This window comes from Kribbella sp. NPDC050470 (assembly GCF_044458365.1).
Taxonomy (GTDB): domain Bacteria; phylum Actinomycetota; class Actinomycetes; order Propionibacteriales; family Kribbellaceae; genus Kribbella.
Genome location: NZ_JBITHV010000009.1, coordinates 1 through 25,747, shown reverse-complemented (window position 1 = coordinate 25,747; position 25,747 = coordinate 1). Strand labels below are relative to the sequence as shown.

21 protein-coding genes are annotated in these 25,747 nt (G+C 69.4%); 7 read left to right on the top strand and 14 right to left on the bottom strand.

Annotated features, from left to right (window positions below; translation table 11 throughout):
- Window positions 1-91: 91 nt before the first annotated feature.
- On the top strand, window positions 92-3,253 hold the full coding sequence (locus tag ACIBGM_RS26925; RefSeq protein ID WP_396387088.1) for a glycoside hydrolase family 3 N-terminal domain-containing protein: 3,162 nt from the start codon (window positions 92-94) through the stop codon (window positions 3,251-3,253).
- A gap of 112 nt (window positions 3,254-3,365) precedes the next feature.
- Here the strand turns inward: ACIBGM_RS26925 and ACIBGM_RS26920 are convergent, their stop codons facing one another.
- From ACIBGM_RS26920 to ACIBGM_RS26910, 3 genes are all read right to left on the bottom strand, one after another.
- Window positions 3,366-5,498: an MMPL family transporter gene (locus tag ACIBGM_RS26920; RefSeq protein ID WP_396387087.1), complete on the bottom strand. Its 2,133-nt coding sequence runs from the start codon at window positions 5,496-5,498 to the stop codon at window positions 3,366-3,368.
- A gap of 112 nt (window positions 5,499-5,610) precedes the next feature.
- A complete protein-coding gene (locus tag ACIBGM_RS26915) occupies window positions 5,611-6,540 on the bottom strand; it encodes a GlxA family transcriptional regulator (RefSeq protein ID WP_396387086.1) in 930 nt (309 codons plus the stop codon).
- A gap of 4 nt (window positions 6,541-6,544) precedes the next feature.
- A complete protein-coding gene (locus tag ACIBGM_RS26910; RefSeq protein WP_360525797.1) occupies window positions 6,545-7,144 on the bottom strand; it encodes an isochorismatase family protein in 600 nt (199 codons plus the stop codon).
- A 226-nt stretch (window positions 7,145-7,370) separates the two neighbouring features.
- On the opposite strand from ACIBGM_RS26910, the gene ACIBGM_RS26905 reads away from it, so the two are divergent.
- Window positions 7,371-8,591 (top strand): aldose epimerase family protein, encoded by a 1,221-nt coding sequence (locus ACIBGM_RS26905; protein WP_396387085.1) that lies wholly within the window; start codon window positions 7,371-7,373, stop codon window positions 8,589-8,591.
- Window positions 8,592-8,595: 4 nt separating this feature from the next.
- Here the strand turns inward: ACIBGM_RS26905 and ACIBGM_RS26900 are convergent, their stop codons facing one another.
- Window positions 8,596-9,186 (bottom strand): DJ-1/PfpI family protein, encoded by a 591-nt coding sequence (locus ACIBGM_RS26900; protein ID WP_396387084.1) that lies wholly within the window; start codon window positions 9,184-9,186, stop codon window positions 8,596-8,598.
- 72 nt (window positions 9,187-9,258) lie between these two features.
- Between ACIBGM_RS26900 and ACIBGM_RS26895 the strand changes: the two genes are divergently transcribed.
- A complete protein-coding gene (locus ACIBGM_RS26895; protein WP_360536875.1) occupies window positions 9,259-10,182 on the top strand; it encodes a helix-turn-helix domain-containing protein in 924 nt (307 codons plus the stop codon).
- Here the strand turns inward: ACIBGM_RS26895 and ACIBGM_RS26890 are convergent.
- Window positions 10,169-10,936 carry an SDR family oxidoreductase gene (locus ACIBGM_RS26890; protein ID WP_360536873.1) on the bottom strand — a complete coding sequence of 256 codons (768 nt, stop codon included), beginning with the start codon at window positions 10,934-10,936 and terminating at the stop codon, window positions 10,169-10,171. The genes ACIBGM_RS26895 and ACIBGM_RS26890 overlap by 14 nt on opposite strands.
- On the opposite strand from ACIBGM_RS26890, the gene ACIBGM_RS26885 reads away from it, so the two are divergent.
- Complete coding sequence (locus ACIBGM_RS26885; protein WP_396387083.1) at window positions 10,914-11,423, top strand: TetR/AcrR family transcriptional regulator; 510 nt, start codon at window positions 10,914-10,916, stop codon at window positions 11,421-11,423. The two genes, ACIBGM_RS26890 and ACIBGM_RS26885, sit on opposite strands and share 23 nt — an antisense overlap.
- Here ACIBGM_RS26885 and ACIBGM_RS26880 read toward each other — a convergent pair whose 3' ends face one another.
- Window positions 11,424-11,990: a TetR/AcrR family transcriptional regulator gene (locus ACIBGM_RS26880; protein WP_396387082.1), complete on the bottom strand. Its 567-nt coding sequence runs from the start codon at window positions 11,988-11,990 to the stop codon at window positions 11,424-11,426.
- 107 nt (window positions 11,991-12,097) lie between these two features.
- Here ACIBGM_RS26880 and ACIBGM_RS26875 point away from each other — a divergent pair, with 107 nt between their 5' ends.
- Window positions 12,098-12,970: an SDR family NAD(P)-dependent oxidoreductase gene (locus ACIBGM_RS26875; protein WP_396387081.1), complete on the top strand. Its 873-nt coding sequence runs from the start codon at window positions 12,098-12,100 to the stop codon at window positions 12,968-12,970.
- A 67-nt stretch (window positions 12,971-13,037) separates the two neighbouring features.
- Here ACIBGM_RS26875 and ACIBGM_RS26870 read toward each other — a convergent pair whose 3' ends face one another.
- Both ACIBGM_RS26870 and ACIBGM_RS26865 read right to left on the bottom strand, forming a co-directional pair.
- On the bottom strand, window positions 13,038-14,444 hold the full coding sequence (locus ACIBGM_RS26870) for a sensor histidine kinase (protein WP_396387080.1): 1,407 nt from the start codon (window positions 14,442-14,444) through the stop codon (window positions 13,038-13,040).
- A 75-nt stretch (window positions 14,445-14,519) separates the two neighbouring features.
- Complete coding sequence (locus ACIBGM_RS26865) at window positions 14,520-15,407, bottom strand: phosphotransferase (protein WP_360536862.1); 888 nt, start codon at window positions 15,405-15,407, stop codon at window positions 14,520-14,522.
- 207 nt (window positions 15,408-15,614) lie between these two features.
- Between ACIBGM_RS26865 and ACIBGM_RS26860 the strand changes: the two genes are divergently transcribed.
- A complete protein-coding gene (locus tag ACIBGM_RS26860) occupies window positions 15,615-17,048 on the top strand; it encodes a hypothetical protein (protein WP_396387079.1) in 1,434 nt (477 codons plus the stop codon).
- Window positions 17,049-17,069: 21 nt separating this feature from the next.
- On the opposite strand, the gene ACIBGM_RS26855 is transcribed toward ACIBGM_RS26860, so the two are convergent.
- From ACIBGM_RS26855 to ACIBGM_RS26830, 6 genes are read right to left on the bottom strand one after another with little or no spacing between them, the layout of a single operon-like run.
- Complete coding sequence (locus ACIBGM_RS26855) at window positions 17,070-18,278, bottom strand: cytochrome P450 (RefSeq protein ID WP_396387078.1); 1,209 nt, start codon at window positions 18,276-18,278, stop codon at window positions 17,070-17,072.
- 59 nt (window positions 18,279-18,337) lie between these two features.
- Entirely contained in the window at window positions 18,338-19,252 is a 915-nt protein-coding gene (locus ACIBGM_RS26850; protein WP_396387077.1) for a PmoA family protein, read from the bottom strand.
- Window positions 19,252-20,379, bottom strand: a complete 1,128-nt coding sequence (locus ACIBGM_RS26845; protein ID WP_396387076.1) for a Gfo/Idh/MocA family protein — start codon at window positions 20,377-20,379, stop codon at window positions 19,252-19,254. Before ACIBGM_RS26845 ends, ACIBGM_RS26850 begins: the two co-directional genes overlap by 1 nt.
- A gap of 26 nt (window positions 20,380-20,405) precedes the next feature.
- Window positions 20,406-21,725 carry an ABC transporter substrate-binding protein gene (locus tag ACIBGM_RS26840; protein WP_396387075.1) on the bottom strand — a complete coding sequence of 440 codons (1,320 nt, stop codon included), beginning with the start codon at window positions 21,723-21,725 and terminating at the stop codon, window positions 20,406-20,408.
- 18 nt (window positions 21,726-21,743) lie between these two features.
- A complete protein-coding gene (locus ACIBGM_RS26835) occupies window positions 21,744-22,613 on the bottom strand; it encodes a carbohydrate ABC transporter permease (protein ID WP_396387327.1) in 870 nt (289 codons plus the stop codon).
- 4 nt (window positions 22,614-22,617) lie between these two features.
- A complete protein-coding gene (locus ACIBGM_RS26830) occupies window positions 22,618-23,577 on the bottom strand; it encodes a carbohydrate ABC transporter permease (protein WP_396387074.1) in 960 nt (319 codons plus the stop codon).
- A gap of 226 nt (window positions 23,578-23,803) precedes the next feature.
- Between ACIBGM_RS26830 and ACIBGM_RS26825 the strand changes: the two genes are divergently transcribed.
- Window positions 23,804-25,564: a hypothetical protein gene (locus tag ACIBGM_RS26825; protein ID WP_396387073.1), complete on the top strand. Its 1,761-nt coding sequence runs from the start codon at window positions 23,804-23,806 to the stop codon at window positions 25,562-25,564.
- Window positions 25,565-25,747: the final 183 nt, after the last annotated feature.

Here is a 25,747-nt window from a genome sequence, read left to right as displayed (position 1 = left end):
GAACCGGCGAGGTCTTGCCAGCGCCGGGCCGAAGCCTGAGAGTCGGGCCCGAGACGCGGGCGCGGCCCGCGCCCGAGCCTAGGAGTCGCCCATGCCCAGGTGGCCAGTTCCCCGCCGTCCGAAACGCCGGACGGCGCTCGTCGTAGCGACCGCGCTGATCGCCGGGATCCTGTCGGCCGCGCCCGCGGCGGCGGACGATCCGGCGCCGATCGTGCTGGCGGCGTTCGAAGGGGGTGAGCCGTTCGCGTCGCCGCCGAACCCGGGAATCTTCGGGTGGGGCAGTGACGGCGACGACCCGCCGACGATGGAACTGCAGGCCCGGGCGGACGCGCCCAGTGGCGAGAAGGTGCTGCACGGGACGTACAACATCAGCGGCTGGGGTGGGTTCAGCCACGACGTGACGTTCGACCAGAACCCTGGTGACTGGTCGGCGCACAAGGGCATCCGGTTCTGGTGGTACGGCCAGAACACCGCGCCGCTGCCGCCGGGATCCGGCAAGCGGATCTTCTTCGAGATCAAGGACGGCGGCGCCAACGCCGAGGCCTCGGAGCTGTGGAACACCAGCTTCACCGACGATTGGCAGGGCTGGCACCTGGTCGAGATCCCGTTCACCGACCTGGTCTACCGCGGCGACTACCAGCCGGTCGGCGGCATCGACCAGATCCTGAACCTGACCCACATGTGGGGGTACGCGTTCACCATGCCGGCCGGGGCGCCGGGTGAGTTCGCGATCGACCAGGTCGAGGTGTTCGGCAAGGCCGACCCGGCACTCAAGGCGAGTGTCGTCACCGACGCCGGCGTCTACCCGATCAAGGAGGGCGGCACCGCCCAGGTCAGGATCTCGGTCGGGACGACCGGCAGTACCCCGCTCGAGGAGCCGGTCACCGTCGCCTACCAGACCGGCACCGGGAGCGCCGGCTCGGACGACTACACACCCACGTCCGGCACCATCACCTTCCCCGCGGGTACGGCGTCCGGCGCGTCGCAGACCGTCTCCGTCAGCACGAACAAGGACCGCACCGCCGAGGTCGCCGAGACGATCCCGCTCGAGCTCACGGTCACCGGAGCGAAGCCGCCGGCCGCCCAGCCGACCGTGGTGATCAACGCCCACGACCTGCCGTACCTGAACAGCAAGCTCCCGATCAAGAAGCGGGTCGCGGACCTGCTCGCCCGGATGAACCTGGCCGAGAAGGTCGGCCAGATGACCCAGGCGGAGCGCAACGCACTCCGGTCCCGCAGCGACATCGCGACGTACGCGCTCGGCTCGCTGCTGTCCGGCGGCGGCTCGGTGCCGACGCCGAACACGCCGGCCGCGTGGGCCGCGATGATCGACACCTTCCAGCTCAACGCCCAGGCGACCCGGCTGCAGATCCCGTTGGTCTACGGCGTCGACGCCGTGCACGGGCACAACAACGTGGTCGGCGCGACGATCCTGCCGCACAACCTCGGGATCGGCGCGACCCGCGATCCGGACCTGGCCCGCCGCACCGGTGAGGTGACCGCGACCGAGGTCCGCGCGACCGGCATCCCGTGGGACTTCGCGCCGTGCGTGTGCGTCGTCCGCGACGACCGCTGGGGCCGCACCTACGAGGGGTACGGCGAGGACCCGGCGCTCGTGCAGTCGATGGCGACCGTGATCACCGGCCTGCAGGGCAAGGCCGACGGCAGTCAGCTCAAGCAGAACAACCGGGTGCTGGCGACCGCGAAGCACTTCGTCGGCGACGGCGGCACGACGTACGGCTCGTCGACGACCGGCTCGTACAAGATCGACCAGGGCGTCACCGAGGTCACCCGGGAGCAGCTGGAGACGCTGCATCTCGCGCCGTTCGAGACCTCTGTCGACCTCGGCGTCGGCACCGTGATGCCGTCGTACTCGAGTGTCGCGGTCGACGGCCAGGCGCCGGTGAAGATGCACGGCAACGGTGAGCTGATCAACGGTGTGCTGAAGGACCGGATGGGCTTCGGCGGGTTCGTGATCAGCGACTGGCAGGCGATCGACCAACTGCCGGGCGACTACCCGAGCGACATCCGGACGTCGGTCAACGCCGGCCTCGACATGATCATGGTGCCGACGAACTACCAGGGCTTCACCCAGGGCCTGACCGGCGAGGTCACCGCCGGCCGGGTCCCGATGACCCGGATCGACGACGCGGTCCGGCGGATCCTGACCGAGAAGTTCAAGCTCGGCCTGTTCGAGAAGCCGTACGCCGACACCCAGCGGATCGCCGACATCGGCTCGGCCGCACACCGGGCGGTCGGCCGCGAGGCCGCGGCCAAGTCCCAGGTGCTGCTGAAGAACGACGGCAACCTGCTGCCCCTGGCCGCGACCGACAAGGTGTACGTCGCCGGCAGCAACGCCAACGACCTCGGCAACCAGATGGGCGGCTGGAGCATCAGCTGGCAAGGCGGCTCCGGTACGACGACCACCGGCACGACGATCCTGGACGGGATCAAGCAGGTCGCGCCAACGGCAACCTTCAGCGCGGACGCCTCGGCTCCGCTGGACGGTCACGACGTTGGCGTGGTCGTGGTCGGCGAACGCCCGTACGCCGAGGGAATCGGTGACGTGGGCAACGGGCACGACCTGCTGCTGTCGGACGCGGACAAGACCGCGGTCGACAAGGTCTGTGGCGCGATGAAGTGCGTCGTACTGATCGTGTCCGGCCGGCCGCAGGTGATCGCGGACCAACTGGGCACCATCGACGCCCTCGTCGCGTCCTGGCTGCCTGGCACCGAGGGCGCGGGTGTGGCGGACGTGCTGTTCGGCAAGCGGCCGTTCACCGGTCGCCTCCCGGTCAGCTGGCCGCGGGCCGAGGACCAGCAGCCGTTGAACGTCGGCGACGCGTCGTACGACCCGCAGTACCCGTACGGCTGGGGTCTGACCACGCAGGCGACGGCTCGGCAGAAGCTGACCGAGGCACGCAATGTCCTGCTGCGGAAGAACGACCCGTATGCCCTGGCTGCGGGTGTCGCCGCCGGAGTCGCGCTCCACGTCAAGGACTGGTCAGGACCGCAGGCGAGCGTTGCGTTGGCGGCTCTGGCTCAGTCGGCGAAGTACCTGGAGCGGACCAAGACCGACTCCTATGCCGAGGGTGACGCGGTGGTGAGCGCGGCCCGCTGGATCGCGCAGAACCGGATCGGGCAGGACATCGACGAGCCGACGTCCAAGCTGACGTCGGACGCCGAGCACCTGCTCCTGACCGGACAGCTGAACGCGGCCGTCAGCAAGCTGACGACCGCCTTCACGAACTAGCCGAGTGACGGCCGGGACGGGCCCCTCTCCCATCCCGGCCGCCACATCCCCCGCGGCTCATCCCCCCGGCACCTGGTAGACGCAGGGTCCGGCGAAAAGGTTGGAATTCGGTCTAGACCGATGCGAGCTCCCGCTCCCGGACCTCCGGAGCGGCGGCCGCGGCGAGCTTGTTCGGCCACCAGGCCTTGCGGCCGAGCAGAACCATGATCGACGGCAGCATCACGATCCGGACCAGGGTGGCGTCGATCAGTACGGCGACGGCCAGGCCGACCCCCATCTGCTTCATCTCGAGCATGCTGAGGGTGGCGAAGACCGCGAACACCGAGATCATCACGGCTGCCGCACTCGTCACCACGCCCGCCGACTCGGTGATGCCCTTGCGGACGGCCTCGCGTGGCGCCAACCCCGCCGCGACGCCCTCCCGGATCCGGCCGAGCACGAACACGTGGTAGTCCATCGACAGCCCGACCAGGATCACGAACAGGAACAGCGGGATCCACGACACCACGAACCCGGCCGAGGTGAACCCGAGCAACCCTTCGGCCCAGGTGTGCTGGAACACCAGCGCCAGGACGCCGAAGCACGCGGCGACCGAGGCCAGGTTCAGCAACGTCGTCACCACCGCGATTGCGACACTGCGGAAGGTCGCCGCCATCATCACCAGCGTCAGCGCCAGCACGAACGCAATCACGTACGGCAGCTTGTCCCGCTGGTTGTTGCCGTAGTCAACGGACTCCGCAGACTCGCCGCCGACCGCCCAGGTCACCTGGGAGCCCAGCGCCGCCGGCGCCAGTTCGTCGCGCAACTGCCCGAGCGCGGTCGCGGCGTTCTCACTGTTCTCCGGCAATACCGACACCAACGTCAGTACGGCGGTCCCGTCACCCTGCCGGATCGTCTCCCCCGGCGCGACGACGAACTTGCCGCTCTGCACGGCGGACTGCTGCAGCCCGGCCAGCGCCGTGACCGCGCCTCCGCCCTGCGCGACGACGTCGTACGACAGACCGCCCTGGGACGGGAAGTTGGCCTGCAGGTCCTTGAGCGTGCGCACCTCGGGGATGCTCTGCGGCAGCGTGTTCAGGTCGGCCGACTCGGTCTTCATCCCCAGCGCCGGTACGGCGAGGGCCACCACGGCGACGACGGACAGCGACAGCGCGGCACGGGGATGACGCAGTACGGGCGCCAGGACGCGGCGGCTGATGCCACCCGGGCCGATGCGCCGGTTGAGCCGCCACAGCAGCGGGACCCGCGGCCGGTCGACCCGGTGCCCGAGCTTCGCGAGCAGTGCGGGCAGGACGGTCAGCGAGCCGAGCACCGCAACCGCGACGACCACGATCGTTGCCGTTGCCATCGACTCGAAGGTGGCGTCCTGGGCGACGTACAGGCCGGCCATCGAGACGATCACGGCGAAGCCGGAGACGACCACCGAGTGGCCGGAGGTCGCCGCGGCGATCTCGACCGCGTCCAGGGTGCTGCGCCCCTTGCGGCGTTCCTCGCGTTCACGCTTGAGGTAGAAGAGCGAGTAGTCGACGCCGACCGCCATACCGATCAGCATCACGACGTTCGCCACCGAGCCGCCGTCCGGGAACAGGTAGGACAGTGGCGCGTAGAAGCCGAGCGCGGCGCCGACCGCCGAGAACGCCAGCAGCACCGGGATTCCGGCCGCGATCAGCGCGCCGAAGGCCAGCAGCATCAGCGCGAAGGTGATCGGCAGGCTGAGCTTCTCCGCCTTCACCAGATCGGAGCCGACCTGCTTCCAGATCCCGGCGTCGACCGACGCGCTGCCGGCCTGTGCGATCGTCAGGTCCGGGTTCGCCTGCTGCACCTCGGCGGTCGTGGCGACGATCTTCTCGATGTTGTCCGCGGCGTCGTCGTCGTTGCCCTTCAGCTCCATCGGCAGCAGCGCGGCCTTGCCGTTCTGGGACCACACCGGCTGGCCGACGGCCTGCACCGAGTCGAGTGCTCCGAGCTTCTGCTGGAGCTGCGCGATCGCCGTACCCGCGGCGGCCTTGTCCAGCGGGCCGTCCGGGTCGGTCAGCAGGACCGTCTCGGTCGGGCTGTCGCCCAGGTTCGCCTTCTCGATCAGTTCCGCGGCCTGGCCGGACTGGCCGACCCAGGCGTCCTTGTCTTCCGCCTGCTGCTTCGGGATGACCACCGACATCCCGATCGCGACGACGACGAGCAGCAGCCAGAGGCCGATCGCCCGCCATGGATGGGTCGCACTCCAGCGCGCGACGCGCACAGTCACTGAACCCCTGCTCACCCTGCCCCACCTCTTCCTTGTTCCGGTCAGGACGAGCCTGTCCGGAACGCGGGCGGAACTCAGGAGTCTTGAGCCCCCGGGCGGGGTGGAGTTAGGCCTACCCTGCGACCGGCTCGGCGGTGCGGGAGCGGAGCCGGCGCAGCATCCGGGCGTCCTCGAAGCCGACCGCGCGGGCGGCTGCCTCGACCGTCGTGCCGTGGCCGATCAGGTGCTCGGCGCGTTCCAGCCGGAGCAGCTGCTGGTAGCGCAACGGGGTCAGGCCGGTCGCAGCGGTGAAGATGCGGGTCAAGGTCCGCTCGCTCACCCCGACCTGCCGGGCGAGCTCGGTCAGCAGCAGCCGGTCGGCGTACCGGGCGTCGATGACGTCCTGCACGCGGTGGGCGAGATCGCTGAGGTGACCGCGATGCCGCAACATCACGCTCTCCTGCAGCTCGTCGCCGTTCCGCCGCGCGTAGACGACCATCTCGCGGGCCACCCGCGCAGCCGCCTCGGCGCCGTGCTGCCCCGCGACCAGGTGCAACGCCAGGTCGATGCCGCTCGCGATCCCGGCCGAGGTGATGACCCGGTCGTCCACGACGTACAGGACGTCGCGCACGATCGTCGCCCGCGGGTACCGCGCCGCTAGCTCGTCGGTCAGGTCGTGGTGCGTCGTGTACCGCCGCCCGTCGAGGAGTCCGGCCGCCCCGAGCGCGTCGGCCCCCGAGCACACACTCGCCACCGAGCCGCCGCCGGCGTGATGACTGCGCAGCCGATGCCTGGTCTCCGGCCCGATCGGCGGCACCGGCGACAACCGCGGCGACCGCCACCCCGGTACGACGATCAGGTCGCCGGGGCCCAGGTCGGGCCAGTCCAGCCGGGCCTTCACCGGGACGCCCTGCGCGGTGACGATCTCGTCAGCCTCGGCCACGTAGCTCAGGCGGTAGCCATAGCCGAGGTCGTTCGCGGTCGAGAAGACCTGCGCCGGCCCGGCCAGATCCAGCAGGTGCAGCTTCGGCACCAAGAGGAACGCGACCTGGGTGGGGCTCATCTGGTCAGGATGGCACGGGTACGGCGGTGAGGTCGTCGAGCGTCCGAATGGTGGCGAACCGGCCGGCCAGCGCGTACTCGGTCCGCTCGGTGACGACCTCGGGGCTCAGGGTCCGCGGGTCGGCGAGGACCTCCTCGAGGGTCGCGTCGGCCGGCATCGTCCAGTGCGGCAGCGGGGTGGTCGCGGTCGCCTCGGTGACGAACACGACGTCGTACCCGAAGTCGGAGGCGACTCGCGCGGTCGTCTCGCAGCACTGCTCGGTGCGGATGCCGCTGATCACCAGTTCGGTGACACCGTGCTGCGTCAGCTGCTGCTGAAGATTCGTTGTACTGAAGGCATTGTGCGAGGTCTTGGTGATCATCGGCTCGCCGTCGACCGGCTCGAGACCCTCGATCAGGCGGACGTGGCCGTTGGCCGGGTCGAAGGCTCCGCCGGTGCCCGGCTCGGAGTGCAGCACCCAGACCACGAGGTCGCCCTTGTCCCGGGCCGCGCGGACCAGGCGGTCGACCCGGTCGGCGATGTCGGGGTGGTTCACGGCGGCCCAGTTCGGGCGGACCCGGAAGGACTCCTGGACGTCGATCACGATCAGTGCGGTTCGGCTCATGACGATCATCCTGGCGGCCGGACGCCGTACCGCTGAAGACCTGATCGGGCCCGGCGGCGGACGGATCCGGTCAGGCGGCGCGGGACGTTTCCACTGTCATGCAGTCATCGGACGAATTCAAACCGTTACGAACTGTTCCAAACACTGGACACTCGTGCCTATCGTGCCCGGGTCGGCTCCATGAGAACGCTCTCGCCGACTTCGACGACTCAGTGAGGGGATTGCGATGTCCGACCAGTTACCTCGCCGCCAGGTCCTGCGGACGGCCGGGGCCATCGGCCTCGGCGCAGCCACCGCGGGCAGTCTCAGTGGGGTGGCCCAGGCCAGTTCGGCCGCTGGTACGGCGGATAGGTTGACCGCCATGGGCGAACACCACGGCAGGTTCGAGATCCGCAAGGACCCGTTCGGCACCACCCCGGACGGACAGCAGGTCGACGTCTACACGTTCACCAACGGCCGGGTCACCATCTCGATGCTGACCTGGGGCGGCACCATCCAGCGGGTCGAGACCCCGGACCGGCGCGGCCGCACCGAGAACATCAGCCTCGGCTTCGACAACCTGCCGGACTACGCGACGCTCAGCCCGTACTTCGGCTCCACCATCGGCCGGTACGGCAACCGGATCGCCAAAGGCCGGTTCACGCTCGACGGGACGACGTACCAGATCCCGGTCAACAACGGCGAGAACGCGTTGCACGGCGGCACCATCGGCTTCGACAAGAAGGTGTGGCAGGCCAAGGTCGTGCGCAGCGACAAGGCCGTCGGGGTCGCGTTCAGCTACGTCAGCCCCGACGGCGAGATGGGCTTTCCGGGTGAGCTGACCACCAGGGTGACGTACACGCTCGACCGCCGCGACACCCTGCGGATCGAGTACCACGCGACCGTCTCCGGCAAGGCGACCGTGGTCAACCTGACCAACCACGTGTACTTCAACCTGGCCGGAGAGGGCAGCGGCTCGATCGACGGCCATGTGCTGCAGATGGACGCGCCGTCGTACACCCCGGTCGACGCCGGGCTGATCCCGACCGGCGAGATCGCACCGACGGCCGGGACGCCGTTCGACTTCAGCAAGCCGACGGCGATCGGCAAGCGGATCCGCGACGACCACCCGCAACTGGTGATCGGCCGCGGGTACGACCACAACTTCGTCCTCGGCGCCGACGCCGGCAAGGACGGCCTGCGCTTCGCGGCCCGCTTCTGGGAGCCCGACGAAGGCCGCACCGTCACCGTCCACACCACCGAGCCGGGCGCGCAGTTCTACAGCGGCAACTTCCTCGACGGCACCTTCCAGGGCATCGGCAACAAGTCGTACCGCCAAGGCGACGCCTTCGCCTTCGAGACCCAGCACTTCCCCGACTCCCCCAACCACCCCAACTTCCCGTCCACCGTCCTCCGCCCCGGCGACACCTACACCTCCACCACCACGTACACCTTCGGCACGAAGTAGCCGGTCAGCCGCGACGCCAGACGGTGCCTTGGCGGTCGCGGCCGATCCATTGCTCGAGGGCTACGACGTCGGGGTTGGCGTTCAGCTCGCGTTCGAGGAGCCAGCAGGCCAGGTCGACGCCCGCGAACCACCCCGAGCCGCAGGTGACCAGGTCGCCGTCGTCGACGATCCGGGCGTCGACGACGTCGGCCCACTGGCTCAGGCGTTCGTAGTCGGCGCGGTGGGTGGTCGCGGGACGACCGTCGATCAGGCCTGCCGCGCCGAGCAGGAGGGATCCCGAGTCGATGCCGGCCAGGACCAGGTTGTTGCCCCCGGCCCGCTTCGCGTCGGCCAGCTGCTTCGGGATCACCCCGCGCTCGATCTCCTCCAGGATCCAGCCGCCGGACACCGCCAGCACCCGCGCGGTGTCCGGCGACCACGGCTCCAATGCGGTGAACGTCGTTCCGTAGCACCCGGTCACCTCGGTGGCCCCGTCGGCGGTGACCAGCCGGGGATCCACGGCCAGCCCACGCCGCTTCGCGTTGGCGAACACCGCGTACGTCGCCAGCGCGTCGACCTCGGCCACACCTTCGAACATCAGTACGTCGATCCGCATGCCTTCCAGCCTGCGGCCGGCGGCGGTGCTGTTGGGAGTGGCTGGAAAGACATCATCAGCTAGATTCGCGCCATGATGACCGTCGCCGTCCTCGCCGCCGAAGGTGCGATCGGGCTCGAGTTGGCCGGCGCCTGCCAGGTCTTCGCAACCGCCGAGGGCCTGTACGACGTCCGCGTCTGCGGCACACCCGGTACGACGCTGATGGCTCACGACCGCCCGATCCTCACGGCCGAAGCGCCGTACCCGCTGTCCGATGCACTTCTGGCCGACACCCTCATCGTGCCCGCCGCCTTCGAGCCGTCCGACGAGGTGGTGGAGCTGATCCGCGAGGCCAATCGCCGCGGGACGCGGATCGCGTCCATCTGCACCGGTGCGTTCGCGCTCGCGGCTGCCGGCGTACTCGACGGGCGACGGGCCACGACGCATTGGTCATGGGCGGACGAGCTCGCCCGCCGCTACCCGAAGGTCGAGGTGGTGGTCGACGCGCTCTATGTCGACGAGGGCGATGTACTGACGTCTGCGGGTGTCACCGCCGGCCTCGACCTCTGCCTGCATCTGGTCCGGCGCGACCACGGCTCGGCCGTCGCTGCGGAGGTCGCGCGGCGGCTGGTGATGGCACCGCACCGGGACGGCGGGCAGGCGCAGTTCGTCACCATGCCCGTTGTCTCGGGCAACGATTCGCTCGAGCCGGTGATGCGGTGGATGCGGGACCACTTGGCGGAGCCGCTCACCCTCACCACCATCGCCGCGCAGGCCGCGATGAGTCCACGCACGCTGTCCCGGCAGTTCCGCGCCCAGACCGGCACGACTCCTTTGCAATGGCTGATCCGGCATCGCCTCGCCCGCGCCCAGGAGCTCCTCGAGACCACCACGCTCCCGGTCGGCCAGATCGCGACCGAGGCCGGCTTCAGCACGCCGTTGTTGCTGCGTCAGCACTTCACGAAGGCGTTCGCCACCACGCCGACCGCCTACCGGCGGACGTTCACGCGGTCTTGATGATCCCGCCGTCGATCAGGTAGTCGGCGCCCACGATGCTCGCGGTTCGCGGCGAGCACAGCTGCACGACGAGCGCGGCAACTTCGGCGGGCTCGATCAGTCGGCCGGTCAGCATCCCGGTCTGCTCCGGCAGACCGGCGAGCAGATCGTCATGGGACACTCCGAGCTTCTTGGCGAGCTGCCCGCCGTACTGATCCGGGCCGACCCACAACGCCGTACGTACCGGGCCCGGCGAGACCGTGTTCACGCGCACGCCTTGCGGACCGAACTCCTCAGCGAGCGCCTTGCCCAACGCGGTCAGCGCCGCCTTGGCGGTCGTGTACGGGATCGGGCCGGCGGACGGGATCCGCGCGCCGTTCGACGACACGTTCACGATCGCGCCACTCTGGCGGATCAGGCTCGACAGCGCGGCCCGCGTCGTCCGCACGGCGGCGAAGTAGTTCAGCTCGAAGAACTGTTGCCACGCCTCGTCCCCGAACTCCAGGAACCCGCCGGCTGCCTCGCCGTCACCGCCACCGACGTTGTTCACCAACAGGTCCAACTCGCCGACTTCCGCCAACGCGGCGGCGACCGCGCGCTCCGGTCCATCCGGTACGGCGAGATCAGTCGGCACCACGTACGCGCCGGTGGCACGGAGCTCCGGAGTGACGGTCCGGGCGACCGCGACCACGCGCACCCCTTCGGCCACGAGTCCCTCCACCACGGCCAGCCCGATGCCGCGGCTGGCTCCGGTGACGAAACCGAACGCCACCATGGAGGAGATCGCGGCCGCGGCCGGAGTGGCCCGGACCACCGTGCACCGGCGGTTCGCCACCCGGGAGGCGCTGATCACCGCGATGGCGACCTGGGCCGCACTGCAACTCCAGAACGCGGTCGAGCAGGCCCGGCCGGAAACCACGCCGCCGCTGGTCGCGCTCTACCAGGCGACCGCCAACGTGCTCCGCGTCAAGCTGTCCTGGGGCTTCGCGATGAACACAGCCCTTGCCCCAGGCAACCAAGCGGACCGGATCCAGGTCGACGTCGTGAAGCGCTGCGACCAACTCTTCGCCCGCCTCCAGCAGGCCGGAGCGCTCCGCTCCGACGTGGACCCGATCTGGGCACGCCGGGTCTACTACGCACTGCTCCACGAGGTCTGCCAGGACCTGAGCAAACGCGGCGCCGACGCCGACACCGACGCCTTGGCGACCCAGATCGTCGACACCCTCCTGCGCGGCGTCGGCAACCCGAACACGCAGCTCTGATCAGGACGCCGCTTGCAGGTAGACGAGCAGATCGTCGACCAGTTGCTGTGGGCTCGCGTGGCCCTTGCCGGTCTCGGAGAGGTGGCCCGTGGCGGCCAAGTCGGCGGCGCCGTGTGCGACCGAGCGCACGAGTGAGGCCAGGCGGACCGGATCACCGGCCGGCAGCACCCCGTCAGCCTGCGCGGCCTCGACCAGGCCGATCAGGCCGGCTTGAGCCGACTCAGCCGCAGCGGTGAGCTCGGGCGACTCGACGGTCCACCGACCGAAGACGAGACGGAAGCGCTCCGGATACTCCAGCGCCCAGGCGATGTAGCGGCCCATCGCCTCACTCAACGCGGCTCGCGCGGACCGCTTCCGGCGTACCGCTTGCTCGATCGCGGCGCCGTGCCGCGCGAGGTCGCGGGCGGCGACCGCGGCCAGGAGGGCCTGCTTGTCGGCGAAGTGCTTGTACGGCGCATTGTGCGAGACGCCGGCGAGTCGCCCCACCTCTCGCAGTGTCACCGCGGCAACCCCACCACGATCGAGCAGCCCGGTGGCCACCTCGATCAAGTCGTCCCGCGTCCCCATCCCGCGATCGTAGTGCCTGACGACGGCCTCGCTTCGCTCGACCATGAGGTTGACGTTGTCAACCTTGCGTGCCTATGGTTGACAGTGTCAACCTGAGAGGAGTGCTGATGCGTGCGGTGATCACGGGAGCCAGCGGCGGGATCGGGGCGGCGATCGCGGAACGGCTTGCCAGGGAAGGGATGTCGGTCGTGATGGTCGGCCGCGACCAGGGCCGGTTGAGCGACGCGGCCCGGCGGATCGAGGCCACCGTGCCGGGTGCCGACCTGCGGCCGGACGTGACCGATTTGTCGCTGATGGCCGACGTACGGCGGTTGGCCGAGCGACTCGGCGACGAGCCGCCGGACGTCGTGATCAGCAACGCGGCGGTGGTCGCGCCGATCGACGACGTCACCTCGGAGGGGCTTCAGCGACTGCTCGCGACCAACCACCTGGCGCCGTACCTGCTGCTGCGCTCACTCGCCGAAGCCCTCGGCGACCGGCCCGCCCGCTTCATCGTGGTCGGCGCCTCCCCGACGGCGCTGCGTCGCGTCCCGGTCGACGTCGACCAGCTGGACAGCCGCGAGAGGCTCGCGCCGATCCCCAGCTTCCGGCCGTTCGCGGCGTACGGGCGGACCAAGAACATGAACGCGATGTTCGTCTACGCCCTCGCCCGCCGACTCGCCGGTCGCGCCATCACCGTGAACGGCGCCCACCCGGGCATCATCCGCGACACCGGCCTCGGCCGCGACGCCCACGGCCTACTCCGCCTCAGCGCCCGCATCCTCGACCGCTTCTGCCCCGGCCCCGAGGTCGGCGCCGACACCCCCGCCTGGCTCGCCACCTCCCGCGACGTTGCCACCACCACCGGCACCTTCTACGTCAAACGCCAGGCCGTCCCCACCGCACCCCACACCACCGACGAATCCCGCTGCGACCGCCTCTGGGACGAATCCGCGCGCCTGGTCGACGCGGCTCTACGGACCGCCAGGCCATCACGATGACCACCACTCCGGCGAGCTGAGCGTGCGGCCGGTGATCGCAGGCCAGTTGTGATGGTCTGGCGGTCCGTCACCGCGGCAGGGCCAGGGTGAAGCAGGTGTTGCCTGGGTGGGAGGTTACGGCGATCGCGCCGCCGTGGGCTTCGGTGATGGACTGGGCGAGCGAGAGGCCCAGGCCGGAGCCGCCGGAGTCGCGGGTGCGGGAGGTGTCGGCTCTGGTGAATCGCTTGAAGACGTTGGGTTGCAGGTCATCCGGGATGCCGGGGCCGTCGTCGTGGATGGTGAGTACGGCGGAGTGCCGTTCGTCGTCCGCCTGCAGGCCGACGGTGACGGTGGTCCCGGCCGGCGTGTGCCGGCGAGCGTTGCTGAGCAGGTTGGTGACGACCTGGTGCAGCCGCTGCTCGTCGGCCGTGACGACGATGGGTTCCGGCGGCAGGTTCAGCGACCAGTGGTGGTCGGGGCTGACGATGCGCGCGTCGGTGACCGAGTCCAGCGCAAGGCGGCTGAGGTCGACCGGCCTGAGGTCGAGCGGCCGGCCGGCGTCGAGTCGGGCCAGCAGCAGAAGGTCCTCGACGAGCGCTGCCATCCGGGTGGCTTCCACCATCACCTTGCCCATGGCTAGCGGCAGATGCTCCGGACTGCGGAGGCTGAGCTGCGCATAGCCGTGGATGGTGGTGAGCGGCGTACGTAGTTCATGCGAGGCGTCGGCGACGAACTGGCGGACCTGCTGCTCGCTCCGGTGCCGGGCGTCCAACGCGCCCTCCATGTGACCGAGCAAGGTGTTCAACGCGACCGCGACCTGACCGACCTCGGTCCGCTCGTCGGTGAGCGCATCGGGCACGCGCGCAGTCACGCCGATCTCGCCCGTGGCCAGTGGCAGACCGGCCACCTCGCGCGCAGTCTGCGCGACCCGGCGCAGCGGCCGCAGTTGCCGCCGTACGACGACAGTCGCGACACCTCCCGCGGTGATCACGCCGATGCCGCCGAACAGCGCCTCCCAGCCGATCAGGCTGTTGACCGTGTTGTCGATGTCCTGAGTGGAGAGACCGGTGATGACCGTCGTGCCGTCGATGACTGAGGCGTGCACGCGGTACTGCCCGAGACCGGGTACGTCGACGGTCTCGTTCGCCGCGTTGACCGGCACGGAGGAGAGGATGTCGACCGCCGGCGTGGAGAGGCCGGTGGAGTCGCCGTCCGCGGTGATGACGTTGCCGGTCGACGTCGAGCCGGACCGGTAGAGGGTGATCGTGCCCGCGTCCTGGTGCGGGCCTCCGTTGTCCAGCGGCGGCTTGGGCCCGCCGTTGTTGTTCAGCACCCCGATCGCCCGGCTGTGCGACGCGGCCACCTTGTCGTCGAGTTGGCGGGTCAGGTACGAGCTGATCGCGGCGGTCGTCAGGACGCTGATCAACACACTGACCGTTGCCATCAACAACACGACAGCAGCGGTCACCCGCGCGGTCAGCGACTTCGGCCTCATGCCCCCAGGGTGAGCGTTCAAGCCTGGCGCTTCCTGGACGAACCCTGGGGGCTCGCTGGCAATCTTCCTGACGCGTCAGAGAAGTTGCTCACCCGCTTGTTTCAGCGCGGTCAGGTCGCGATCAGCCCACCCCTCACCGCGGGACTCGGCGCCGCGGATCAGCGGCTTGTCGACGAGGTGGAACCACAGGTTGGAGATCCGCGCGACGACGCCGAGGTAGGGAATGGCGGCCTCGTCGTCGGCGCTGATCGGACGGCGACTGCTGTAGCCGGCCTTGAACGCGGACCAGTACGGCGTGGACGCGACGCCGGTGAAGTCGGCCGCCTGGTCGCCGACGGTGGCGAGGTCGAAGTCGTAGAGGATGAGATCGTTGCCCGCGACCATCAGGTTGTCCAGCGACACGTCGCCGTGGCGGATGCCGGAGGCGAGACTGTACTGCGCGACGTTGTTCCGTACAGCCTCGGTCAGGGCCCGGAGCAGGTTTTCCTCCGCGGGCGCGAGGTGCGGCCCGAGTTCGTCGAGCTGGTGTGACAGGTCGGGCGCGTGCCGGGGAAATGCGGACACATACGAATCCGCCATTTCGTGGAACCGGGCAACCAGTACGCCGAACTCCCGGTACAGCCCCTCCTCGTACGGCGGCTTCGCCCCGTCGACGAATTCCTGCAGCACGAACGCCCGCGGTCCCTCGGGTGCCTCGAGCAGCCCGACCTGGTCGCCGTCGGGCAGTGCACGGACCGCCGGCGTCGGCAGTCCGTTGGCGACCAGATGCGCCGAAAGCCCTGTCTCCCAACGGATTTCGTCCGGGTGCCGGCCGCCGTACCGGTAGAGCTTGAGGATGTACCGCGCGTCCGCCGTGGTCAGCTCGTACACGTCGTTCACAAGGGAGCGGAGCAGCGTGCAGCCGGTGAACGTAACGCCGTACCGGTCACTCAGGTACGGGGTCAGGGCGGTGGGGTCGGGCAAGGAGCGGAGGGTGGGGAACACAAGGACGAGGTTAAAACTCGGTGGTGTGAAGTGGCGGTGGAGTGGGGAGGTTCGTTACGTTTCCGGATTCGCCTCCCCTTTCGGGGCCGGAAACCGGTAGCCTCTTGCAGCGCCCTATGGGGGAGGCTGCCGTACCACCGACCGACGAACTGCCGGAGAGCCCAAACCCGGTCAGGAGACCACGTCTTGCAGGAGAACACCAGCAACACCAGTACTGGCGAACTGGCGAACGTACCTCTTACCGGTGCGGACAAGGTCGCCTATGCCTTCTACGCCACGGCGGCCGCGGCCGCCCTTGTCGGTCAGGTCTGGGCCGGCGTCACCCACATCCCGTGGCCGGAGACCGGCTTCTCGACGTTCCTGAAGATCATCCTGGTCACGCCCGCGGTGGCCGTGCTCGAGCTCGGTGGTGTCGCCACCGCCGCTCTGGCCGACCTGCGCCGGCGCAAGGGTGAGCAGGCCTACGCCTACCGCGCGATGTCGTTCTTCGCGGCGCTGGTCGCGGTCGTCTTCAACGTGGTCGGGCACTGGCGCCCGGAGGAGCGGTTCCTCGCCTTCGGCTTCGGCGGCCTGTCCGCGTTCGCGTACGTGCTCTGGCTGATCCACAGCTCGGCCCGCCGCCGCGACGCGCTGCGCCGCGCCGGGCAGATGCGCGAGACCGGTCCCGTGTACGGCGTGATCCAGTGGGTCCGCGAGCCGAAGACCACCTGGCTGGCCCGGTCGCTGGCGATCGAGCACGGCTACAGCCTGTACGAGAGCCTGCGCGCGGCCCAGCACCAGATCCGGAACCGGAGCCGCCGGGAGGCGATCGCCGGGACCGTTGCCGAGTACATCCGGTCCGAGCACCAGGACGAGCGGCTGGCCAAGATCGCCGAGACGACGTACGACCCGGACCGGCTGGCCGGGATGCTCGAGGAGCGGATCAACTACGAGGTCATCACCAACAAGCTGACCAAGGCGATCTCGCCGCCGCCGGAGGTCGAGGAGCGTCCGGTGCCGGCCGCGGTCTGGGTGCTCGAGGGCGGGCAGCCGCGGCGGGCCGACAGCACCGGGGTGTCGCTGCGCGACGAGGACGCCTGGACCGGCGAGTTGATGGCGATCGTGGACCAGACCGACAGCGACGAGTCGGTCGCCGAGGCGGTCGTCGTCGAGGACGAGAGCGAGCGGCAGCACGTCGTGCAGAGCGGCACGGCGTCCGCGCCGAACGGATCGGTCAACGGGTCGGTGAACAGCATGCTCAAGCCGCTGGCGCCGCAGCCGAAGGCCGAGCCGGTCGTGCAGAAGCCGCAGCCGCCGTCGCCGTTCGCGGACACCACCGACACCCAGCCGCCGGCGCTGATCACCAGCGCGCCGGCGGTCCAGCCGGTGCTGCCGGACCCGGCGCCGGTCGTGGTTCAGAAGGTCGAGAAGGCCGAGGAGCCGGCCGACGACCAGCCGGAGCCGACCGCGCTGGAGAAGAAGCGGATGCGTGCGTACGCGCTGCTCTCGGACTGGCCGGCCGGTCGTGAGCGCACCGCCAAGACGCTGGCCGACGCGATCGCGTCGAGCGAGCCGATGGCCGCCCGGTTCATCGAGCAGTACGAGACCGAGCACGGGGTCGTGTTCGCCTCGCAGAACTGATCGATCGGCTGCCGGTGGACCTCAGTCTTCGAGGCCGAGGTTCACCGGCAGCTCGGCCAGACCGCTGACCAGGACCCGACGCCACTCGAGGTCCTCGGCCGGCTTGGCCAGGCTCATCCGGGGGAAGCGCCGTACCAGGGCCAGCAGTGACTCCTGCAGCTCGATGCGGGCGAGCTGGGCGCCGAGGCAGAAGTGCGGTCCGAAGCCGAACGACAGGTGCTTGTTGTCCTTCCGGTCCAGCCGCAGCTCGTCGGGTTCGTCGTACGCGCGGGGGTCGCGGTTGGCCGAGTTCAGCGCGGCCATCACGCCTTCGCCGGCCTTGATGCGGACGCCGTGCAGCTCGACGTCCTCGACCGCGACGCGCAACTGCCCGACCTCGCTGAACCGGTTGAACCGCAGCAGCTCCTCGATTGCCGACGGCACCAGGTCGGGGTTCGCGACCAGCTTGGCCCAGTTCTCCGGCCAGCGGAGCAGGGTCGCGACACAGCTCGAGATCTGGTTCGCCGAGGTCTCGTGGCCGGCCACCAGCAGGTTCACGCCGAACGCGATCAGCTCGTCCTGACTCAGCCGATCGCCTTCCTCGCGGGCGCGGACCAGCTCGTCGAGCAGGTCCTCGGCCGGCTGGTCGGTGTTCGCGAGCTTCTTGGTGACCAGGTCCTCGATGTAGGCGGTCAGGCTCGTCATCGCGTTCTCGACGAGGTCCTTCTCCGCCATCCGCATGCTGTAGCCGAGCTCGGTCCACTCCCGGAACTGCTCGCGGTCGTCATACGGTACGCCGAGCAGCTGGCAGATCACCTGGATCGGCAGCGGCAACGCGACCAGCTGCCGGATGTCCGCGCCGCCGCCGGCCCGCGCCACGTCCTCGGCGAGCTGCGCCGACAACTCCGCGACCCACGGCCGGGTCCGCTCGATCCGGCGGTGCGCGAACGTGGACGACACCAGCTTCCGCAATCGGGTGTGCTCCGGCGGGTCGGTCGTGGTCAGGCTGTTCGGCATCGGCTTGGCCAGCGCGACCCGGGGCGCGCCCTGCTTCACCACCGCAGCCCGCGAGAACCTCGGATCCGCGAGCACCATCCGCACGTCGTCGTACCGCGTCACCAGCCACACCTCGGCCCCGGCCAGTGTCCGCACCCGCGCCACCGGCCGGTTCTCCCGCAACTCCGCGAACGTTGGCGACGGATCGAACTGAAAAGCATCCTCGAACGGAATCTCCAGCACCGGCTCCGACATACCCCGACCCTAAGCGCCTTAGGCAACCCTTCGCTGCCGACTCAGCGCGTCGGTCCGCTTTATCCAGCGGCGAGTGCCTTTTGGGCCTGGGTGGCTAGTGCTGTGGCGCGTTCGTCGTCGGAGGGGCCGTCGGCTACGAGGACGGCGTAGCGGAGGGTGAGGGTGGTGTCGGGGTCGAAGGGGAGTTCTTCGGAGAAGAAGGGGGCGGGGCAGACGGCGGCGAAGTCTTCGGAGCGGACGAACCACTGGGGTGGGTGGCGGACGTTGTCGGTGGCGTCGGCGATGATGATCGTCGAGGCGCGGTCGTTGTTGTCGTGCTTGCCGCTGAAGCCCATCCAGGCCGCCTTCTGGCCGCGCAGCTCGTCGCCGCCCTTGCCCTGCTGGGCGAGCACGGTGCCGTTGGTGAACGAGCGCGGTCCGCGCCAGAACAGGCCGCCGTACCCGGCGTTCTCGCGGCCGGCCGTGGTCGGGCTGCCGATCTGGACCGTCGCGCCGGAGACGTTCGTCATCGCGGTCTCGTAGACCAGCACCCAGCCGTCGTCGGAGAAGCGCGTGGTCAGCGATCGGGCCTCGTCGACGACGTGGTCGCCGGCCTGGGTCCGCCAGGACAGGTGGTGGGCGAACCGGATCAGGTCGTCGGACACGTCGAGCGCGTCGATCCGGTCGTGGTCCATCGAGCCGTTGTTGTCGAGCTGCTGGTAGCCGTTCTCCTTGGAGAACGTCGGCCCGCCCCAGAAGTTGTCGTGGCCGAAGTGCGGCAGCGACCAGGTCAGGCCCTTGTGCCAGACGTGGTCGTGGGGCCGGAACACGCTGACCAGGTCGCCGCCCAGCGTCCGGATCGGATGCAGATAGGGCCGCGGCGACTCCAGCTGCCGATCGGTCGCCCGGTAGACGTAGGTGAACAACTCGCTGTCTCCTGCCGTGACCTGGATCGACCGGCCGACGGCGTGGTTGCAGCCGAGGTGCTGAGACATCAACTCTCCCGTGATTGTCGGATACTCCATGGCGCCCCGAGCTCGCTGAACAGGGCAAGCTCGTCCGAGGCCCGGTCGACCCACTTCTCGACGTCGAGAACGATCGGCCGGCGCTCGAGTCCTTCGCCTTCCCACCGCACCAGCGCGGCCGGGATCTCGGCCGGCGCCTCCGCCACCCGGACCGCCTCGACGACCTTGGTGAAACCACCGGTCGCGGACAGCGGGCAGTACAGCGGTACGGCGGGATCGGCGCGATGGGCGATCAGGTTCTCCAAGAGGTCTTCCCGCGCGTACTTCGTCACGGTTCCGTCCGGCAGCTCCAGTGTGTCGGAGGCATACCGCAGTACGGCGCGCCCTTCGGACCCGTGCACGATCACCGATGGCTCCAGATGCTCCGGCGCGCACAACGTCACCGCGATCAGGATCGTCGTACCCCGGCCGGTGACGATCCGGACCGTGGACGTGTCGTCGGACTCGATCGGGTTGGCCCGGAACAGCTCGGTCTCCACCGACCGTACGTCGTCCGCGCCGGGCGAGCCGTCGAGCAGCAACGCCGCCGCAGTCGAGTGCGCGAGCGGGTTCGTCACCGCGCCGTCCACCACCGCGACCCCGTCGAGAGTACGGCGACCGGCCCAGCGCGCCCGCTGGAAGTACTGAGCCTTCCGCACCCACTTGCCGACCGCACTGATGCCCCGCAGCTCACCGAGCCGCCCGTCGGCGACCATCTCCGCGAGCGTCAGCGTCGCCGCGGATGCCTGCGCTTGAAAGCCGACCTGGCAGGCTCGCCCGGTCTCGGCGACCACCGCCGACAGCTGCTCGAACTCGGCCAGCGATGCGGTCGGCGGCTTCTCCAGCAGTACGTCGGCACCGGATCGCATCGCCAGCTCGGCAAGCGGCACGTGGGTCTGGATCGGCGTGCTGATGATGACCACGTCGACCTCGGTCGACGCGAGCAGCTCGCCCAGGCCGCCGTACACCTGGACGTCTGCGGGGAGGTCGGAGGCCGGTTGCGGGTCGGCAACGGCCACCAGGCGGGCGCGGCCGGACTCGGCCAGCCGCTCCACGTTCCGGACGTGCGACGCCCCGTGGCCGTGGATACCTGCCACGGCCACCCGAGGCGCCGTCATCTGCAATCAGTTGCTGCTAGCAACACTTACTTGAGCTCCCCGTTGATCTCGTCGATGAACCCCTGCGCCGCCTTGTCCGGCGTCTGCCGGCCGAACAGCACCTCGGTGGTGTAGCGCTGGATGATCTTCTCCACCTGGCCACCACCCACCGGCGGCGCCGGCGACGGGTCGCCGAGCTCCTTGCCGATGTCCTGGATGAACTTCGCCGAGGCGGCGTCGGCCGGCTGCAGCTTCGGCGTCACCGCGGAGCGGATCTCGGTGTTCGGCGGCACGCCCCGCTCGGCCAGCAGGATGTTGCCGGCGGTGGTGCTGTTGGCCAGGTAGTTCACGAACTCGGCCGCTTCCTTCTGGTGCTTGGACCGCGACGAGATCGACCAGAACATCGAGCCCTTGTAGTAGGAGCCGTTCGCTTCCGCGTTGCCGTCGACGCTCGGCACCCGGAGCAGCTTGAGCTCGGTGCCGGCCGCCTTGCTCATCGCGTTCAGCTGGTTGCTCCACATCCAGCTCATCGCGACCTTGCCGGTCGCCATCGCGGACTGGTCGAGCGCGGCGTTCATGTCCTGCGAGATGAACTCGGCCGACGGGATGCCCTTGGCGTCCTTCAGCTTCAGCACCTGCTGGTAGAACGCCGTCACCTGGCCGGCCGAGACGCCGAGCTTGCCGTCCTGGGTCCACAGCGACTCACCGTGCTGGCGGGCCCACAGGTTCAGCGCGGCCTCGTTCGTGCCGGGTGCGCCGGTCCCCCAGCCCTTGCCCTTCAGCTTGGTGGTGAGCTCGGCGGCGAGTTGGGTGTACTCGTCCCACGTCCACTTGGTGTCGTCCGGGAGCGCGACGCCGGCGGCCTTGAAGATCGCCGGGTTGGCCACGATCGCGAACGAGTTGATGCCTGCGTTCAGGCCGTACAGGCCGCCGTCGAACTCACCGGCCTTGAGGGTGTCCTCCTCGAACTTGCCGGTGTCCAGGCCCTCGGACTTCTTCAGGTCCTGCAGCGCGCCGCGGTCGGCGTACTCGCGCAGGTACTTCTCGTCCATCTGGATGATGTCCGGCGCGTCGTTCGCGGCGACCGTGGTGGCGAGCTTGTCCCAGTAGCCGGACCACTCGCCGAACTCACCCTTGATCGTCACGTTCGGGTGGTCCTTCTGGTAGGCGTCGATCGCCGCCTGGGTCATCTTGGTGCGGGTGTCGCCACCCCACCAGGTGAACCGGAGCGTGACCTTGCCGTCCGCGGACCCGCCGCTGTTGCCACCGGAGTCACCGCCACAGGCACTCGCCGCCAGCAGCGTGGTGGCGATCGCGACAGCGGCCAGGGCGCGCAGGCGCCTGGTGGGTGGGATGAGCTGCCTCATGAGGTGCACCTTTCGGAGTTACTTGATGCCGGTGGTCGCGATGCCCTTGATCAGGAACCGCTGGCCGAGCAGGAAGGCAAGGAAGATCGGGATGAGCGAGACGACCGACATCGCGAACATCGACCCCCAGGACGACTCCGCCGTCGCGTCGACGAACGACCGCAGCGCCACCGGGACGGTGTACATCTTCGGGTCGGTCAGGTAGATCAGCTGGCTGAAGAAGTCGTTCCAGGTCCAGATGAACGTGAAGATCGTGGTGGTCGCCAGCGCCGGGATCATCAGCGGCAGGATCACCCGCAGGAAGATGCCGCCCCGGCCGCAGCCGTCGATCCGGGCCGCCTCGTCCAGCTCGCGCGGGATGCCCCGGATGAACTGCACCATCAGGAACACGAAGAACGCGTCGGTGGCCAGGAACTTCGGCACCACCAGCGGCAGGAACGTGTTGATCCAGCCGGCCTGCGAGAACAGGATGTACTGCGGCACGATCACCACGTGGATCGGCAGCATGATGCTGAGCAGCATGATCGCGAACCAGAACTTCTTGCCGACGAACTCCAGCCGGGCGAACGCGTACGCCGCCATCGAGCACGACACCAGGTTGCCCAGCACGCTGCCGAAGACCACCGCGGCGGAGTTCAGCAGGTAGCGGGTGAACGGCTCGGTCAGCGCGTTCCAGCCGATCCGGTAGTTCTCGATCCGCAGGTCCTTGGCCAGGATGCTCGGGTCGCGGAAGATCTCGTTGCCGGGCCGCAGCGAGCTGACCACCATCCAGATCACCGGGTAGAGCATCACCAGGGCGGCGGCAGCCAGCCCGAGGTGGATCAGCACCGGCCGGATCCGGACCCAGCTGATCGGGGCGGCCCGCCGGGCGGCGACCGCGCCGCGCATCGTCTCAGTCGTCATAGAACACCCAGTACTTCGAGGCGAAGAAGTTCGCCGCGGTGAAGACCCCGATGATCACGAGCAGGAACCACGCCATCGCGGACGCGTAGCCCATGTCGAAATTGCCGAAGCCCCGGTCGTAGAGGTAGAGCGTGAAGAACATCGTCGAGTCCGACGGACCGCCGCTGCCCCCGGAGACGACGAACGCCTGGGTGAACGACTGGAACGCGTGGATGATCTGCAGCACCAGGTTGAAGAAGATGATCGGGGTGAGCAGCGGCAGCGTGATGCTGAAGAACCGGCGCAGTGTGCCGGCGCCGTCGACCGACGCGGCCTCGTAGTACATCGAAGGGATCTGCCGCAGCCCGGCCAGGAAGATCACCATCGGCGAGCCGAACGTCCACACGTTCAGCACCACCAGCGTGCCGAGCGCCGTACTCGGGTCGGAGATCCAGCCCTTGCCCTCCACACCGATCAGGGCGAGCACCTGGTTCAGCAGGCCCTCGGTGCCGAACACCTGGCGCCACAGGATCGCGATCGCGACGCTCGAGCCGAGCAAGGACGGCAGGTAGAACACCGAGCGGTAGAACGCCATCCCGCGGACACCACGGTCGAGAACGACGGCCAGGAGCAGCGCGACGCCCAGTTGCAGCGGGACCGAGACGAAGACGTAGGTGAAGGTGACGCGCAGCGAGTTGTGCAGCCGCTCGTCGGACAGCATCCGGGTGAAGTTCTCGAACCCGATCCACTGGGGCGCCTGGATCAGGTTGTAGTCGGTGAACGACAGGTACAGCGAGGCCAGCATCGGCCCGATGGTGATGAGGAACAGCCCGAGCAGCCACGGCGCGAGAAACAGGTAAGCAGCGAGATTGTCTCTTTTGTATACCTTCCCCGCCCCACCGCCCCGGTCTGGCATCTGCCCTGCGGGTTTCTTCCGCCGGAGCGAACCGAGCTCACCCAGCGCACTCATTATTTCTTACCTCCGGAAACCTCTGGGGCCACGGAAAGCGTTTGCCTTGGCCGGTCAAGTTAGCCCAGGAAACCGGTTCACACAAGACCTGGGATCGACCTGCAGTGACCAGATGCGGACAGCTGCGAAGTATTGACAGGACAAAGTCCCGGGGAGACAGTACTGGACATTTGGCAACCGCTTACCAAGCTCGCTTGGTCTGCCGGTGATCCCCTTGGAGGCATCGATGCAGCGTCGTACGTTCCTCGCCGGCTCGCTGACCACGCTGACGGTCGGCGCCCTCTACCCGGCCACCGCGGCCGGGGCGACCGATGCTGGAGTAGCAGCCGTGGACGAAGACTTTCTCGCCGTACTGACCAAGGCCAACCAGGCCCAGATCCCGCTGGTGCTCAGCAGCCTCCAGAACCCGTCCGACAGTGTCCGGGCCGTGGCGCGCAAGGCCCGCCGGCTCGTGTCCGGGTTTGTCTGGGGCAAGTCGTCGTACCACCACGACGACTCGCTGCTGGCCCCACTGCTCTGGCTGTGCGAGCAGCTCGCCGCGCGCCAGCACGACGACGGTCTGTACGACGTCGGCAACCTGCACTCGCCGCCGGACAGCTCGTTCGCGATCCAGGACGTCTGCATGGTCTACGGCCTGCTCGCCGAGGACGACCAGGCGGCGACGCAGCCGCACCGGGCGATTCTGGAGCAGGTACTGCGCAAGGCCGGCCCGGCGATCGCGGCCGGCGGCGTGCACACGCCCAACCACCGTTGGGAGGTCGCGGCCGCACTGGCACGGACCCATCACCTGTTCCCCGACCGCCGGTACGCCGCTCGGATCGACGACTGGCTCGACGAGGGCATCGACGCGACGCCTGACGGCATCTACAGCGAACGCAGCTCGACGTACGCCTCCGAAGTGACGAACCACTGCCTGCTCGGCATCGCCTGGACGCGGAACAAGCCCGAGCTGCTGGAGTACGTCCGGCGCAACCTGGAGGCGACGCTCTACTTCATCGAGCCGAACGGCGAGGTCGACACGATCGCGTCCCGGCGGCAGGACCAGACCCGGATCCGCGAGATCTGGTGGTACCTGACCCAGTTCCGCGAGCTCGCCCTGCACACCGGGGACGGCCGGTTCTCGACTGTTGCCAAGAGCATCGAGCAGCTCGGGACCGGTGAGCTCGGCGACTTCCTGGCCGAGGTGCTGGAACGCCCCGAGATCGCGGCCGTGCTACCTACGCCGAAGCCGGTGCCAACGGACTTCGCGCAGCACTTCCCGTCCCAGGCGTCGGCCCGGATCCGGCGTGGGACCAGGACCGCGAGCGTCTTCGGCGGCACCGACTTCCACGACATCCCGGTGATCGCGTCCGGGTTGTCCACCAACCCGACGTTCTTCAAGCTGCGCAACGGCGCAGCGATCCTCGACTCGGTCCGGTTGTCACCGCAGTTCTTCAGCACCGGCCACTTCCGGAGTGACGGCATGCGCCGTACCGGACCGCAAACCTACAAGCTGGCGCAGGAGGTGAAGGTGCCGTACCACCTGCCTCTCCCGAAACGGTACCGGCGGGAGGACGGGCTGTACGCGCTGACGCTGGACGGCCGGTTCTACGCGTCGATGGACTTCCCGCACAGGCCGAAGCAGTACCGCACGCTGCGGACCGAGGTCACGATTGTCGAGGTCGGCAACGGCTGGGACCTGTCGTTCGACTTCGATGGCGACGAGACGGCGTACGCGATCGAGCTCTGCTTCCGGAACGGCGGCACGCTGACCGGCGTGGAGGCGTTGGGAACTGCCAGCAACCACCAGCTCGTGTCCGGGACCGGCTCCTACACGGTCGGCTCGGACCGCATCGAGTTCGGCCCCGGCAACGGCGCCGCCCGGGTCACGATGGACCCGGGCGAGCGCTACACCTACCTCGGCGGCAGCCTGACCCCCGACGGTCAGCGCGTCTACCTCACCGGCCGCGTCCCCGGCCGCCAGGCCCTGCAGCTCCGGACGTCCTAGTGTCGGGGGGGGGGGGGGGGGGGGGGGGGGGGGGGGGGGGGGCGGCCCGGGGGGGGGGGGGGGGGGGGGGGGGGGCGGGGGGGGCGCGGGGGGGGGGGGGGGGCCGGGGGCGGGGGGGGGGGGGGGGGGGGGGGGCGGGGGGGGGGCGGCCGGGGGGCGGGGGGGGGGGGGGGGGGGGGCGGG

What these genes read in the sequence shown, in the direction of transcription:
- ACIBGM_RS26890 (WP_360536873.1), bottom strand. Translation starts at nt 10,936, where the DNA reads ATGGTGGCGTTCGGTTTCGTCACCGGAGCCAGCCGCGGCATCGGGCTG.
- ACIBGM_RS26850 (WP_396387077.1), bottom strand. Translation starts at nt 19,252, where the DNA reads ATGTCTCAGCACCTCGGCTGCAACCACGCCGTCGGCCGGTCGATCCAG.
- ACIBGM_RS26875 (WP_396387081.1), top strand. Translation starts at nt 12,098, where the DNA reads ATGCGTGCGGTGATCACGGGAGCCAGCGGCGGGATCGGGGCGGCGATC.
- ACIBGM_RS26915 (WP_396387086.1), bottom strand. Translation starts at nt 6,540, where the DNA reads ATGAGCCCCACCCAGGTCGCGTTCCTCTTGGTGCCGAAGCTGCACCTG.
- ACIBGM_RS26880 (WP_396387082.1), bottom strand. Translation starts at nt 11,990, where the DNA reads ATGGGGACGCGGGACGACTTGATCGAGGTGGCCACCGGGCTGCTCGAT.
- ACIBGM_RS26830 (WP_396387074.1), bottom strand. Translation starts at nt 23,577, where the DNA reads ATGAGTGCGCTGGGTGAGCTCGGTTCGCTCCGGCGGAAGAAACCCGCA.
- ACIBGM_RS26840 (WP_396387075.1), bottom strand. Translation starts at nt 21,725, where the DNA reads ATGAGGCAGCTCATCCCACCCACCAGGCGCCTGCGCGCCCTGGCCGCT.
- ACIBGM_RS26895 (WP_360536875.1), top strand. Translation starts at nt 9,259, where the DNA reads ATGATGACCGTCGCCGTCCTCGCCGCCGAAGGTGCGATCGGGCTCGAG.
- ACIBGM_RS26910 (WP_360525797.1), bottom strand. Translation starts at nt 7,144, where the DNA reads ATGAGCCGAACCGCACTGATCGTGATCGACGTCCAGGAGTCCTTCCGG.
- ACIBGM_RS26835 (WP_396387327.1), bottom strand. Translation starts at nt 22,613, where the DNA reads ATGCGCGGCGCGGTCGCCGCCCGGCGGGCCGCCCCGATCAGCTGGGTC.
- ACIBGM_RS26825 (WP_396387073.1), top strand. Translation starts at nt 23,804, where the DNA reads ATGCAGCGTCGTACGTTCCTCGCCGGCTCGCTGACCACGCTGACGGTC.
- ACIBGM_RS26925 (WP_396387088.1), top strand. Translation starts at nt 92, where the DNA reads ATGCCCAGGTGGCCAGTTCCCCGCCGTCCGAAACGCCGGACGGCGCTC.
- ACIBGM_RS26845 (WP_396387076.1), bottom strand. Translation starts at nt 20,379, where the DNA reads ATGACGGCGCCTCGGGTGGCCGTGGCAGGTATCCACGGCCACGGGGCG.
- ACIBGM_RS26870 (WP_396387080.1), bottom strand. Translation starts at nt 14,444, where the DNA reads ATGAGGCCGAAGTCGCTGACCGCGCGGGTGACCGCTGCTGTCGTGTTG.
- ACIBGM_RS26855 (WP_396387078.1), bottom strand. Translation starts at nt 18,278, where the DNA reads ATGTCGGAGCCGGTGCTGGAGATTCCGTTCGAGGATGCTTTTCAGTTC.
- ACIBGM_RS26905 (WP_396387085.1), top strand. Translation starts at nt 7,371, where the DNA reads ATGTCCGACCAGTTACCTCGCCGCCAGGTCCTGCGGACGGCCGGGGCC.
- ACIBGM_RS26900 (WP_396387084.1), bottom strand. Translation starts at nt 9,186, where the DNA reads ATGCGGATCGACGTACTGATGTTCGAAGGTGTGGCCGAGGTCGACGCG.